This window comes from Paenibacillus melissococcoides (genome assembly GCA_944800085.1).
Taxonomy (GTDB): Bacteria; Bacillota; Bacilli; order Paenibacillales; family Paenibacillaceae; genus Paenibacillus_B; species Paenibacillus_B melissococcoides.
In genome coordinates this window covers 114075-127066 of sequence record CALYLO010000004.1, presented here as the reverse complement: position 1 = coordinate 127066, position 12992 = coordinate 114075, and the positions used below count along the sequence as shown (strand labels likewise).

Genomic DNA, 12992 nt, shown 5'->3' with positions numbered 1-12992 from the left:
TGAAGTAACCGCCTGCTCAGTACAGAGGAATGCTAGAGAGAGGGAAGGAAGAGGAAGTCCCCTCCCGGTGAAGCAGCTCCTGCTCCTTGTCGGCAAGTGATTTGGCCGTGAACTGATCGGTAATGAGCACGTTCGCATACCCTGCCTGAAGCGCGCCGAGTATCGCCTCCACCTTGCCCGGGCCTCCGGCCACAAGGATGGAATGCTCCTTCCGGGCGAGCGAATCGAGCGAGATTCCGATCGTCCGCGCATCCAGTTCAGGCAGACAGATTCGGCCATCGGCATCATAGAACCGGGCGCCAATCTCCCCGCAAGCCGTGCTTGCCAATTCCTTCGCCTCTTCCTCGGTAAAGTATTGCACCGGTAAAACCGGAGAATTCGGCACAGGGACGCCTACGCTGTACAGGGCGATATTCGCCTGTTCTCCCATGTCCAGGACGGCGCGCATATTCCGCTCGGACTCTATCGCCTGCTTCACCAGCGGGTGATCCACGATGACGGGAAGCGGCAGGAAATAAGGAGACGTATGATAAGCGCTGCCAAATAGCTGCATAATCTCGCAGCTATACGTATTCGCTTCCGAATGGCTTACGCCGCCTTGCCACTGCACGACATTGACATTGCTTACATGTTTATGGTTCAACTTTTTCGCTACCTGATAAATCGTCTCTCCCCAAGCCAATGCAATCGTATCTCCATCGGTGACCAGTTCCTCCAGATAGCGCGCGGCATCCTCCGCCAAATACTCTCCGATCAGTTCCTCTTCATAGTGAGGCACCGGGACGACAATCGCCTTTTTCAAGCGGTATTTGTCCTTCAACTGGCAGGCAAGCCGATGCGTATCCTCCGACGGATCCAAAATACGAATCTGCACCAATCCGTCCTCCCGCGCCTGCTGCAGAAATCGGGAAACGGTAGGGCGGGACACGCCAAGCTTGTCCGCGATATCCTGCTGGCTGCAGTCCATGATATAATACATTTTCGCAGCATCAATCATTTTTTTGATTTTCTCCTGATCCATCCCAAGCCACCCATCTATCCAATGTCGAATATAGGAAAAACGGTATATATCTCCTATTATAGCATTGTCGCCGCATCTTATCATTTCGCATTCCCCGGATGGCGGGCGGCAGTCCCCGGCATGCAGAACGAGAACAAGCGCCCCCCTGCACAATCCCTGGGGAGCGCTCGTCGAATCGCGCTCAGCCTATTTAATTATGACGCGGCAGGCGAGATTAGTTAACTCTCACAATGCGGTTCTCTACTTTTGGATGAATGACCTTGTTATTTACCAAGTATTCTTCTACGATTTCATAGAAAGTATAGCCGGTATCCAGCACCTGATCCTTCTTCAGCATCGAGTATCCGTCGCCGCCGGAGGTAATGAAGTCATTCGTCGCCACCTTGTACATCTTCTCCGGATCGAGCGGCTGTCCGCCTACCTTCACCTCGGTGACCCGTTCGCCAGCCGGCTTCTTCACGTCATAGACGAAGGACATGCCGCCTACTTGAAGGAAGGAGCCCGGCAGATCGTCGGTATTCTCCGCTCCTCTCACCGACACCTCCAGCGCAGCCTTCAGATCGGCTCCGGTCGCCTCGACGATAGTCAGCGTATTCGGGAATGGAAGAATGGAGTATAGATCCTTCTTCGTCATCTCTCCCGCCTGCTTGCTGGCGCGGATGCCCCCGCCGTTGACCAGCGCCACATCGGCTTCATAGCCCTTGATCGTTTTCGTCTTGGCGATAAGCGCATCGGCAATGAAGTTGCCCAGATTGGTCTCCTTCGCCCGGACCTGCGTCCGCTCGCCGTCCAGATCGACCTCCGTCTTCCCGACAACGGCCTTCATCGATTCCTCGACCTTGGCCACGACCTCCTGCACGAGCTTCTCGATCTCCGGATCCGCCTTCACGCTCTCGTCATACTCGACCAATCCGCCGCTGAACCCGACAAGCTCCTTGTTGTAATAGAACAGATCGACGCGGCCCAATGATTTGCCGTACTCCCAGTCCTGCACGATATACGTGCCGTTCACGACTTCCGGCGTATGAATCGGCGTATGGGAATGGCCGCCGATGATGAGGTCGATGCCCGAGACGTTCTTCGCGATCTCCCGGTCTTTGTCCACGCCGATATGCGAGACGATAATGACATGATCGGCTTCCTTCTTCATTTCCGGCACCAGCTCCTTGGCGATATCAACCGGATCCTTGAAGGTCAGCCCTTTCACATTGTTCGGATGCGTTACGATCGGCGTTTCTTCCGCGACGAAGCCGATGAAGGCGAACGTCTCGCCGCCCACCTCGGTCTGGAATGTCGGCACGAGCAAGTTGGTGCCGTCCGCCTTGAAGACGTTGGCGCTAATCATCGGATACTTGAGCTGATCGCGAAGCTTGAGAAGCTGCTCGTAGCCGAAGTCAAATTCGTGGTTCCCGGCCGCCATCGCGGTGTAGCCGAGCGCATTGAGAATCGGCAGGATCGATTCTCCCTTGAACTGGTTCGTATAAATCGTGCCCTGGAATGTATCTCCCGCATCCATCAGGAGGAAGTTGTTGTTCTCCTTCTCCCATTCCTTGACGAGCGTCGCGATTTTGGCGTAACCGAACTCCTTGCCTTGCTGATCCTCTTGAATGTGGCCGTGCACATCATTCGTATGAGCGATCGTAATATGCTCCGTCAGCGCGGCTCCCAATGCTTCCGTGAATTGCTCGCGGGTCACGGAGCTGCCGGCGGGCAGCTCAAGCGCAATGCCCAGCTTCTGCGCAATCTCGGCCAGGCGCTCGGCGGAAGGCGCCTGTCTGTCATTGGCGCTTTCCTGCTCCGTAATCGCGCCCTGTCCGGCCGCCCAATCCAGATAACCCTGCGCCCAATAGCCCTTCTGCTCCGGAATCGACGCCCCGGTCCCTCTCGCAATCAGCGCGATAGCTTCCCCCAACGATACGGGCCGCTCAAGCCGCAGATCCCCTTGCTCATAGCCTGCAATGATATGCTTCTGCTGCATCCATTCATTGTGCTCCACCGGTTGAAGCGGGGCGGCAAAGGCCGATGCCGAGAACAGCATCCCCAATGCGCCGGTCATGAGAAATGAAGCCGCTTTCATTTGGAATCTCAAAAAATTCACTCTCCCTTTCATCTTGTTGATTTGATAGAATGACGACATAAAAGTGAACAAATGTAAATATACTAAATTCCTTTTGTCAATTCATAGTATACATAGTTTATTTTTCGGCGGTCAAGACAAAGTTTCATGCCGAGATAGTATGGAAAACATAGGATTTTCATAGTTCATCGCTCCGCACAGAATGAACATTTGTAAAACTGATCGTTTCATATCGAAATAAAAACGAACTTTAGCCAAATTTCCGCCGGGCCATCCCTTTCCCCATTCGGAGTTCATACTCCGTTCATATTCGTTGCTTAGGATGAAGGTGCATACATCGAATGATCAGGAGGAATGCCGATATGAGTAACATGATATCCCGCGAACAGTATGATCGCGCCGCGAGACTGCTGAGCACCGAATGGCAGCGGCATGTGTTCAACGGCCGCGCCGTTCCGAACTGGCTTGCCGGCGGGAACCGGTTCTGGTACCGCCGCGACGTCCGGCTTGGCAGAGAGAAGGGAACCGAGTATATCCTCGTCGATCCCGAGACGAACACCTCGAAGCCGGCCTTTGATCATGAACGCCTCGCTTCTTCCTTGGGCCAGGAGCTTGACCGGACGCTGGATCGCCATCATTTGAAGCTGGAGCGGCTGGAACTGCCCGAGTCCTGCCATCTCATCCGCTTCGATATGGACGGGGAGCGCTGGGAATGCGATCTGTCCAGCTACCGGTGCACCCGCCTTCCGGCCCGGCCGCGGCCAGAGCCGTACGAACTGCCCTCCCCCGACGGGCAGTGGGGCGCCTACGCCGAGAAGCATAATCTGTTCGTCCGCCATATCGAGAGCGGGGAAGTGCGGCAGCTCACCTTCGGCGGCGAGCCTTATTATGATTATGCGGGCAGCGTGGAGGCGATGAACCTGAATCTCCGCCCCGAGGGCAAGTCCTTCCCGGCCGCCTTATGGTCGCCCGACTCGACGAAGATCATGACGATGCGGCTCGATCAGCGTTCGCTCCGCGAGCTTCATCTGCTTCAAAACGTGCCGTCCGCGACAGGCGGGGACCTGCGGCCTGTCCAGCATGCGATACGCTATGCTTGTCCGGGCGATCCCCATGTACCGCTGGCCGACATCGTTATCTGCGATATTGAGCGGCAGGACAGCATCGCCGTGGAGGCGCCCCGGATCATACTCGGTTCCGACAGCCCCTTCAATCCGCTCGCGCCGCAGGCCGGCTGGAGCAAGGACAGCAAGCAGGTCTTCTGCCTGTCGATGGCCCGCGATTACCGTTCGGCCAAGCTGATTGCCGCCGATGCGGAGACGGGAGCGGCGCGACTCGCCGTCGAGGAACAGAGCGATACGTTCCTGTTCATCGATCTGTATCATTTCGGCAATCTGGACTTATACTTGCGGCCGGATCCGAACTTCCGCCTGCTGCATGACGATACGGCTCTATGGCTCTCGGAACGCGACGGGCACGCTCATCTGTATCTGTTCGACAGCCGCTCGGGACAGATCATCCGGCAGATTACTTCCGGCGAATGGAACGTCCGGCGGCTGGCGGCCGTGGATGAGCGGCAGCAATGGATATATTTCACGGCCAGCGCCCGCGAACCGGGGCGCGATCCGTATTATCAGCACCTGTACCGCATCCGTCCCGACGGGTCGGGCCTGAGGCTGCTGACGCCGGAGGATGCGGATCATAAGATCGCCTTTGCTCCGGATATGAGCTGCTTCACGGATACGTATTCGCGTGTCGATCTGCCCCCGGTATCCGTGCTGCGCCACAACGACGGCAGCCTCGCCCGGGAACTGGAGCGGGCCGACATCGATATGCTGCTGGAACAGGGCTATCAGCTGCCGGAACGGTTCACGGTCAAGGCGGCGGATGGAGTTACGGATCTGTACGGCATTCTGGTCCCTCCCGCATCCCGCGAACCGGGGCGGAAGTATCCGCTGATTGACTATTTCTATGGCGGGCCCCAGCTTCTCAATACGCCGAAATCGTTCCTCTGGGAGTCCGCTATCGATTTCTCCGGCGGCGCCCAATCGTTCGCCCAGCTCGGCTTCGTCACGATCGTGATGGACGGGACAGGGACGCCATACCGCTCCAAGGCGTTCCATGACGCGTCCGACGGCAGGCTGGAGCATGCGGCCGGATTGGCGGATCATGCCGCCGCCATCCCGCAGCTTGCCGAACGATACCCTATCATCGATTCGAAGCGCGTCGGCATCTGGGGCGTGTCCGGAGGCGGCTACGGTTCGGCCCGGGCCATCCTGACCTATCCGGATGTCTATTCCGTCGCCGTCTCGGGGGCCGGCAATCATGAAAATAAAATTGACAACCGCAGCAATCCTGTGTATGCTTCTCACAAGACAATTTCATTTTCTTGACCTTATCAAGAGCGACTGAGGGAATAGGCCCTATGACGTCCGGCAACCTTACCCATAACGGTAAAAGGTGCTAAATCCTACAGAATGCGCGGCATTCTGAGAGATAAGTAGTTCCTAACGATGCAATGCAGCCTCTTTCTCTCATGAAAGAGGCTTTTTTTCATTCGTTTACCTGGATGCCGGCCGGACGAGACAATACAGCATGAATGTTGGAGTGTGAGAGAGACGATAGAGATAAGGGATCTCGTCAAGGAGTACCGAAGCAAGACGGGAACGGTCGTCGGTGTCGATAATGTCTCGCTGCATATAGAGAAAGGCGACATTTACGGCATCATCGGGCGAAGCGGAGCGGGCAAAAGCTCCCTGCTGCGCTGCATCAACCTGCTGGAGGACCCGACTTCGGGCAGCAGCCTCGTCGACGGCGTCGATCTGACCAAGCTGCAAGGCGAGCAGCTGCGGCAGGCCCGGTTGAAGATCGGCATGATCTTTCAACATTTTCACCTGATTCGATCCAAGACGGTGTATGAGAACATCGCCTGCAAAAGATCAACCGCGAATGGAAGCTGACCATCGTCCTGATTACCCATGAGATGGAAGTCGTCAAGGCGATCTGCGATCGGATGGCCGTCATGCAGAACGGCCGCGTCGTCGAGGAGGGGCCTGTCTATGATATCTTTTCCAATCCGCAGCATCCGATGACCCGCTCCTTCATCAGCAGCCTGTTCCAATTCGATCTGCCCGACCGCTTGCTCCGGAACAGCGCCGGCACCGTCGTCAAGATTCACTTCGTCGCGCCGCAGGCGGAGGAGGCCGTCATTACCGGCATGCTGAAGCAGTTCGAGGTCAAAGGCAATATCCTGCACGGCAAAATCGAATATATCCATGATACGCCCCTCGGCATCCTCATCCTGGAGCTGAACGGCGAACCGGCCGAAGTGCAGCGGGCCATGGATTATATCGCATCACGAACGCACCGACTGGAGGTAATCAGATAAGATGGACTCCCTGATACAGCTCCTGCCCGATCTGTACAAGGCGTTTTTTCAGACCTTGTATATGGTGGGCATCTCATTAGTTGCCGCTTTAATTCTGATTCTTCCTATTGGAATAATATTATTTGTGACGGATAAAGGACTGTTCCTGGAAAATCGCCTCACCCGCACTATCCTTGGCTTCATCGTCAATATGATCCGATCGGTTCCGTTCATCATTCTGCTCGTCACGCTGCTGCCGCTAACGAAGCTGATCGCCGGCACCACCATCGGCCCGACGGCCGCATCCGTCTCCTTGTCGGTGGCCGCCATCCCGTTCTTCGCCCGGCTCGTCGAGACCGCGCTGCGCGAGATCGACAAGGGCGTTATTGAAGCCGCGGTGTCGATCGGAGCCACGCCGTGGATGATCATCAAGGATGTGCTGCTTCCCGAAGCGAAGCCCGGCATCGTGCAGGAGATTCATATTACCGCCATCAGTCTCGCGGCCTACTCGGCCATGGCCGGGACGGTCGGCGGAGGCGGCATCGGCGATCTGGCAATCCGGTTCGGCTATTACCGCTATGACAACACGGTCATGTTCACCACCGTCATCGTCCTCATCTGCCTCGTGCAGCTCATTCAATTTGGCGGCGATTTCGCGGCCAAAAAGGTAGACAAACGCTAACGCGAGGTTACAACATCATTTCACATATATGGAGGGTATCATCAAGCCATTCTTCTCTCGCTCATCCTGACGTTCGGCCTGTTGGCCGCCTGCGGCAGCGGTTCGTCCTCCAACGGGGACACTGCGAAGCAGGAAGAGAGCAAAACCTTGAAGTTCGGGGCCACCGCCGGCCCATACAGCGATATGCTGACGAAGGCGATCAAGCCGCTTTTGGAGAAAAAGGGCTACACCATCGAAATCGTCGAATTCGGGGATTACGTGCAGCCGAATCTGGCGCTGTCCAACGGCGATCTGGACGCGAACCTGTTCCAGCATAAAATCTATATGGATAACTTCGCCAAGGAAAACAAGCTGGAACTGACCGATCTCATCGCCGTGCCGACGGCGCCGATGGGCATCTACTCCTCGAAGTACAAATCGCTCGACGAGATCGCCGACGGCAGCACCGTCGCGCTGGCGAACGATCCGACCAATCTGCCCCGTTCGCTGGGGCTGCTGCAGGATGCCGGCCTCCTGACGATGAAGGATGACATCGATCCGCTCTGCGTCTCGGAGAAGGACGTCAAGGACAGCGGTCGAGTCGCCGGAATTCGAGCAGATTATCGATGAGCAGTTCCAGGGCTTCGGCAAGCCCGAATGGATGCTGAACCGGAAATAAGGCAGAACCGATGGGGAGTGAGAGGAAATGACAACGCTGGATCAGCCGCTTAATGTCAGGGGGGCTCCCGCCATCTACCGCTGCGAAGCCGGCATCCTGGAGAAGCTGGAGTCTCTGCTCCAGCCGTACGGCTGCCGCCGGGCGCTCGTCGTGCACGGCGAACGCTCCTGGGAGGCCGCGTCTCCGTATTGGCCGCAGCAGACGGAGCTGACGCTGCTGCCCCTGGCGTACCGCGGCGAGTGCACGCTGGCAGAGGCCAGCCGGATCGCCCGCGAGTCACAGGCGGCGCAGGCCGATATTCTGCTCGGCGTCGGCGGGGGCAAAGTGATGGACCTCGTCAAGGCCGCAGGCATCGAAGCCGGACTCGACACGGTGCTCGTGCCGACGCTCGCCTCGAACTGCGCGGCCTGGACGCCGCTCAGCGTGTTCTATGATGAACAGGGCCGCTTCACGCATTATACGCTCCATCCGAAAAGTCCGCTCATGGTGCTGGTCGATCCGCAGATCGCCCTGCGCGCGCCGGCCGCTTACCTGCGGTCCGGCATCGCCGACACGCTGGCGAAATGGTACGAGGCCGACGTGCTCGTCCGCCAGTGGAGCCGGCCGCCCGCGGCGGTGCAGATCGCCCACCTCACCGCCCGCCTGTGCCAGACCGCTCTGCTGGAGCACGGCCTGCAGAGTGTTCGGGATGCGGAGCGGCAGCAATTGACGGACGCGTTCACGCTTGCCGTGGAGACGATCATCATGACGGGCGGCACGGTCGGCGGCTTCGGCGACCATGCGGGCCGGATTGCGGGAGCCCATTCCATCCATAACGGGTTGACGGCAGCTCGGGCGACGCATCATCTTCTGCACGGGGACAAGGTCGCCTATGGTATCCTCGTCCAGCTCGCGCTGGAGGGCAACCTGTCCGAAGTCGAGCGTCTGCTGCCGTTCTACCGGGATATGGGCCTTCCCCGCCGCCTGTCCGATCTCGGGCTGTGGGCGGGAGCATTATGCTTCCGCTTTTCCTCTGCCTCAGCACTGTCGAGCTCTATCCTCTATTTCCCTCTATCTCCGCAACTGCCGGGGTATCCCCTATTCGCCTCAGTCTCCACCTTTTCAATCACTTTTCTTAATCGCCTCTACAAAAAATTAGAAATATCACTTATCACCCGCCCGTTGTAAAATGGTGGAAAAAGGAAAGAGGGACTTGGTTACCATGAGCTTGTCCAACCGCTTTGTACGCTTTGCGCGCCAGGAATGCAAGGGCTCCTGCGATCTGTATGAGCATTTGGCGCTGCACATCGCCGCCGATGATGAATTGCTCCGGATCGCCTCGCATGCAAGGCCGGGGCAGCCGGTGCCGAACCTGCTCTTCGGCGCGGTTCAATACTTGCTGCTCGCCGGCGCCGATCACGAGCTGCGCCGCTATTACGACGGGCTCGTCGAGGAACCGGGAGACATCGGGCAATCGTTTCCCCCGTTCAAGGACTTCTGCCGCCGCTACGCCGACGATATCGTGCCGCTGCTGAGGACCAAGATTGTGCAGACGAACGAGATCAGCCGCTGCGCCTATCTGTACCCGAGCTTCTGCCTCATCTACGAGAAAATACGTAAACCGTTGACGCTGATCGAGATCGGCACGAGTGCGGGGCTGCAACTGATATGGGACCAATACGGCTACTCCTCCGGAGCCAGAGACGTGTACGGGAACCCGGCCGCAGAGGTAAGGATCGATGCGGCCATCCTCGGAGACGCCTCCCCGCCGCTGCTGCCGCAGAGCCCGCCTGTCACGGCCCGGATCGGCGTGGATCTGCACATCAATCGGCTGTCCGATCCGGAAGACTGCCGGTGGCTGCGGGCTCTGATCTGGCCCGGACACCGGGACAGAGTCGCACGGTTCGATAAGGCAGCCCGCACGCTCGCCGGACAGCCGCTGAAGCTGATCGAGGGAGACGGGATCGAGCTGCTGCCGCATCTCGCAGCCGGCATCCCTGGCGAGTCAGACATCTGCGTCTTCCACACCCATGTCGGCAATCAGATGCCGCCGGAAGCGAAGCGGCGCCTCGAGCGTTATATTGGAGAGATCGGCAGCAGACGCGATCTGTTCCACCTATACAATAATATGTGGGACGAGAACCTGCATCTCGACGAATATATAGGCGGGATGGAGCGCAAAACGGTGCTCGCCGAGACGGACGGACACGGACGGTGGTTCCGCTGGATCGATTCCGGTGCATAATAAAGCATTCAGCGAACGCAAGTTGAGTACGTCCGAAGTAATGACGCGTGACATGACTTGACATACCGGCACATTACTGCGTATACTTCACACTGTAAGGAATTAACTTTTAATGAGGTGGAAAGGAAAATGTTGCATTTATCGACTGTTCTTCAACGGGATTTGGCTTAAGACGGGATAGATCTGCCCATTTTTAGCTTTAAGCCAACCGAAGAGCAGAAGATAAAGAACCGATTTCCTTTCATGCATATCGATCGATATGGGTAAGGTGCGTGTTCGCCTTACCTATTTTTTTATATTTTTTACTTTCCGATAACAATCGAAAACTGTCTTTATTTTGCTGTTCTCCCGGTTGGCTTCCCATCTTGAAGCGAACAAAGGAGAGAACCGATATGAGCATTGTCACGGTTGCACAACTGTCCCATACGTACGGGGACAAGAACGTATTTCACAATATTAGCTTCCGCCTCGTGCGGGGAGAGCATGCCGGACTGGTCGGCGGCAACGGCGCGGGCAAGTCGACGCTGCTCCGCATCCTGTCAGGCGAGCTGCTTCCCGATCGCGGCACCGTCGATTGGCTGCCGGGCATCCGCGCCGGCTACCTGCAGCAGCATATCGATCTGCAGGCGGGGATGAGCATTATCGAGTATTTGCGCACCGCTTATGCGGAGCTGTATGCGATGGAGACCCGCATGAATCAGCTCGCGGCCCAGATGACCGAAGCCGGGGAAGATCTCGATTCCTTGTTGACCCGCTACGGCGAGCTGCAGCAGCGGATGGAGCATTCCGGCTTTTATCTGATCGATGCGAAGATCGAGGAGGTCGCGGCCGGACTGGGCATTCTCGCGCTCGGCCCGGATCGCGACGTGAGCGAGCTGAGCGGCGGCCAGCGCACGAAGCTGCTTCTGGGCAAGCTGCTGCTGGAGCAGCCGGATGTCCTCCTGCTTGATGAGCCGACCAACTATTTGGATGACGTGCATATCGAGTGGCTTATCGGATATTTGACCCGGTACGAGCAGGCCTACCTCGTCGTCTCCCATGACGAGCGGTTTTTGAACGCGATTACGACGACGATTTTTCACCTGGAGCACCAGTCGATCCGGCGGTACCCCGGCAATTACGAGCAGTTCAAGCGCAGCTATGAATTGAACAAAGAGCAGCTGCAGGCCGCTTATACGCGCCAGCAGCGAGAGATTGAACGGTTGGAGGAATTCATTCAGAAGAACCGCATTCGCAAGGCGAAGCAGGCCAAGAGCCGGGAAAAAATGCTGGAGCGGATGGAGCGGATCGACAGGCCGTCCTCCGGGCCGCAGCCGCGCTTCGCCTTCCGGGTGCACGCCCATCCGGCAGGCACGGTCATCGAAGCAAGGCAGCTTCAGATCGGCTATCGCGAGCCGCTGTTCGCTCCCGTCGACCTGACGGTGAAACGCGGAGAGAAGATCGCCATCGTCGGCTACAACGGAATCGGCAAGTCGACGATGCTCAAAACCTTGCTCAGCCATATTCCGGCGCTGGGCGGCACGGTGCAATTCGGCGAGCGCGTCAAGACCGCCTACTTCGCCCAGGAGGAGCAGCCTCCCGAGCATAGCCCTTTGGAGCATTTATCGGCGCTGCGCCCGGATATGACGCTGAAGGATTTCCGGCGCCTGCTCGCCCAGTCCGGACTAACCGAGAAGCATATTCGGAAGCCGATCCGCCTCCTGAGCGGCGGGGAGCAGGCCAAGGTTCGGCTGTGCGAGCTGATGCTGACGGACAGCAATGTGCTCGTGCTGGATGAGCCGACCAGCCATCTCGACGTCCGCGCGAAGGACGCCTTCCAGGACGCGCTGCAGAAGTATGGCGGCACGATCCTGCTCGTCTCCCATGAGCCGGATTTCTACCAGAATTGGGTCACGCAAGTATGGAATGTGCAGGAGTGGATCAAGAAGTAACACAGAGAGGGGCCGGCCATCATCCTCCGGATCGCGGATCGGCCCGGGCCGCTCCTTTCTTCCCACCGGCTTGCCCGCTGCCGCCCCCTTCGGTAACGGGAACCGGCGGCAAGCAGAAAAATAACAAAAACGTCAACCGCTTGCCATTGCAATCGGTTGTTGAATAGGAGAATCGATATGACTCATCTACATCCGCTCGAGATCGAGTTTGAATATAATGGGCAGCAGCGGGCCATCACCCCGGTCCTGCTTCAGGGCGGGAACGATACGATACTCGTCGACTGCGGGTATCCGGATTTCGCGCCGCTGCTCGAAGAAGCGGCCAACCGGGAGGGCCTCCCTCTCGACTCGCTGACCGCCTTGATCGTGACCCATCACGATATGGACCATATCGGCTCGCTCGCCGCCTTGAAGCGGGCATACCCGCACATTAACATCATCGCGCACGAGCTGGAGCAGCCGTACATCGAAGGCAGGCGGAATCCACGCTCGATGCCTTGCCGGAGGAAGCCAAGAAGGGGGCGGAGCAGTTCATTCGCTTCCTGCAGTCGATCGAGCCGGCCCGGTCGATCGGACGGTGGCCCACCGAGAGCGGCTGCCCTGGTGCGGCGGCATCGAAATCGTCCATACGCCCGGGCACATATCCGGACATATCTCGCTATATCTGCCCGCAAGCAAGACGCTCATCGCGGGAGACGCCGTCGTCATCGAAGACGGGCAACTGAATCTCGCCAATCCCCAGCATGCGTGGGATTTGAAGGAAGCCGTCCGCTCCGTTCAGCGCCTGCTCGACTACGACATCGAGCGAATCATCTGCTACCATGGGGGCCTATTCGATGGCGATGCCAAGCAGGCGCTCCGGCAGCTCGTTCATGCCTATACGTCTTGAGCGGGACCGGTCTCCGGGAGGAATTCAATGTTCCTGCCGGACGACTGCCCGTGGTGGAGTATCCTCCCGCCGCAATATAACGTGCTCCCAACTCACGGCAGCCATCGTTAGATTGGAATCAGATTCCAGCCAGAAAATAGGCT

General features: G+C 57.8%; 8 protein-coding genes, 4 pseudogenes and 1 riboswitch. Of the genes and pseudogenes, 10 read left to right on the top strand and 2 right to left on the bottom strand.

The genetic code is table 11. The features are described from left to right. Positions 1-16: 16 nt before the first annotated feature. On the bottom strand, positions 17-1021 hold the full coding sequence (locus OCY70_RS15170) for a sugar-binding transcriptional regulator (protein WP_213429790.1): 1005 nt from the start codon (positions 1019-1021) through the stop codon (positions 17-19). 214 nt (positions 1022-1235) lie between these two features. Further along, positions 1236-3098 (bottom strand): bifunctional metallophosphatase/5'-nucleotidase, encoded by a 1863-nt coding sequence (locus tag OCY70_RS15165; RefSeq protein WP_213429803.1) that lies wholly within the window; start codon positions 3096-3098, stop codon positions 1236-1238. Between the two features lie 362 nt (positions 3099-3460). On the opposite strand from OCY70_RS15165, the gene OCY70_RS15160 reads away from it, so the two are divergent. From OCY70_RS15160 to OCY70_RS15120, 10 genes and pseudogenes are all read left to right on the top strand, one after another. Beyond that, positions 3461-5491, top strand: coding sequence for a S9 family peptidase (locus OCY70_RS15160; RefSeq protein WP_249725427.1), 2031 nt, complete (start codon positions 3461-3463; stop codon positions 5489-5491). Further along, positions 5491-5601, top strand: a riboswitch (SAM riboswitch). It overlaps the preceding gene by 1 nt. 106 nt (positions 5602-5707) lie before the next feature. Continuing rightward, positions 5708-6486, top strand: a pseudogene (locus tag OCY70_RS15155) (methionine ABC transporter ATP-binding protein). 1 nt (position 6487) lies between these two features. Further along, on the top strand, positions 6488-7147 hold the full coding sequence (locus OCY70_RS15150; protein WP_213429789.1) for a methionine ABC transporter permease: 660 nt from the start codon (positions 6488-6490) through the stop codon (positions 7145-7147). A gap of 24 nt (positions 7148-7171) precedes the next feature. Beyond that, positions 7172-7805, top strand: a pseudogene (locus OCY70_RS15145) (MetQ/NlpA family ABC transporter substrate-binding protein). A gap of 27 nt (positions 7806-7832) precedes the next feature. Then, positions 7833-8972 (top strand): iron-containing alcohol dehydrogenase family protein, encoded by a 1140-nt coding sequence (locus OCY70_RS15140; protein ID WP_249725426.1) that lies wholly within the window; start codon positions 7833-7835, stop codon positions 8970-8972. A gap of 34 nt (positions 8973-9006) precedes the next feature. Further along, positions 9007-10029, top strand: coding sequence for a DUF2332 domain-containing protein (locus tag OCY70_RS15135; RefSeq protein WP_213429802.1), 1023 nt, complete (start codon positions 9007-9009; stop codon positions 10027-10029). Positions 10030-10421: 392 nt separating this feature from the next. Then, positions 10422-10979 (top strand): annotated as a pseudogene (locus tag OCY70_RS36575) (ATP-binding cassette domain-containing protein); the annotation flags it as partial. Positions 10980-11003: 24 nt separating this feature from the next. Further along, complete coding sequence (locus OCY70_RS36570) at positions 11004-11960, top strand: ABC-F family ATP-binding cassette domain-containing protein (protein ID WP_444980925.1); 957 nt, start codon at positions 11004-11006, stop codon at positions 11958-11960. Beyond that, positions 11945-12127 carry a hypothetical protein gene (locus OCY70_RS15125; RefSeq protein WP_213429787.1) on the top strand — a complete coding sequence of 61 codons (183 nt, stop codon included), beginning with the start codon at positions 11945-11947 and terminating at the stop codon, positions 12125-12127. The genes OCY70_RS36570 and OCY70_RS15125 overlap by 16 nt, the downstream gene beginning before the upstream one ends. A gap of 10 nt (positions 12128-12137) precedes the next feature. Beyond that, positions 12138-12849: pseudogene (locus OCY70_RS15120) on the top strand (MBL fold metallo-hydrolase). Positions 12850-12992 lie beyond the last annotated feature (143 nt).

Coding starts and splice junctions, on each gene's coding strand:
- OCY70_RS15170 (WP_213429790.1), bottom strand. CDS start 1,021: ATGGATCAGGAGAAAATCAAAAAAATGATTGATGCTGCGAAAATGTAT.
- OCY70_RS15165 (WP_213429803.1), bottom strand. CDS start 3,098: ATGAAAGCGGCTTCATTTCTCATGACCGGCGCATTGGGGATGCTGTTC.
- OCY70_RS15160 (WP_249725427.1), top strand. CDS start 3,461: ATGAGTAACATGATATCCCGCGAACAGTATGATCGCGCCGCGAGACTG.
- OCY70_RS15150 (WP_213429789.1), top strand. CDS start 6,488: ATGGACTCCCTGATACAGCTCCTGCCCGATCTGTACAAGGCGTTTTTT.
- OCY70_RS15140 (WP_249725426.1), top strand. CDS start 7,833: ATGACAACGCTGGATCAGCCGCTTAATGTCAGGGGGGCTCCCGCCATC.
- OCY70_RS15135 (WP_213429802.1), top strand. CDS start 9,007: ATGAGCTTGTCCAACCGCTTTGTACGCTTTGCGCGCCAGGAATGCAAG.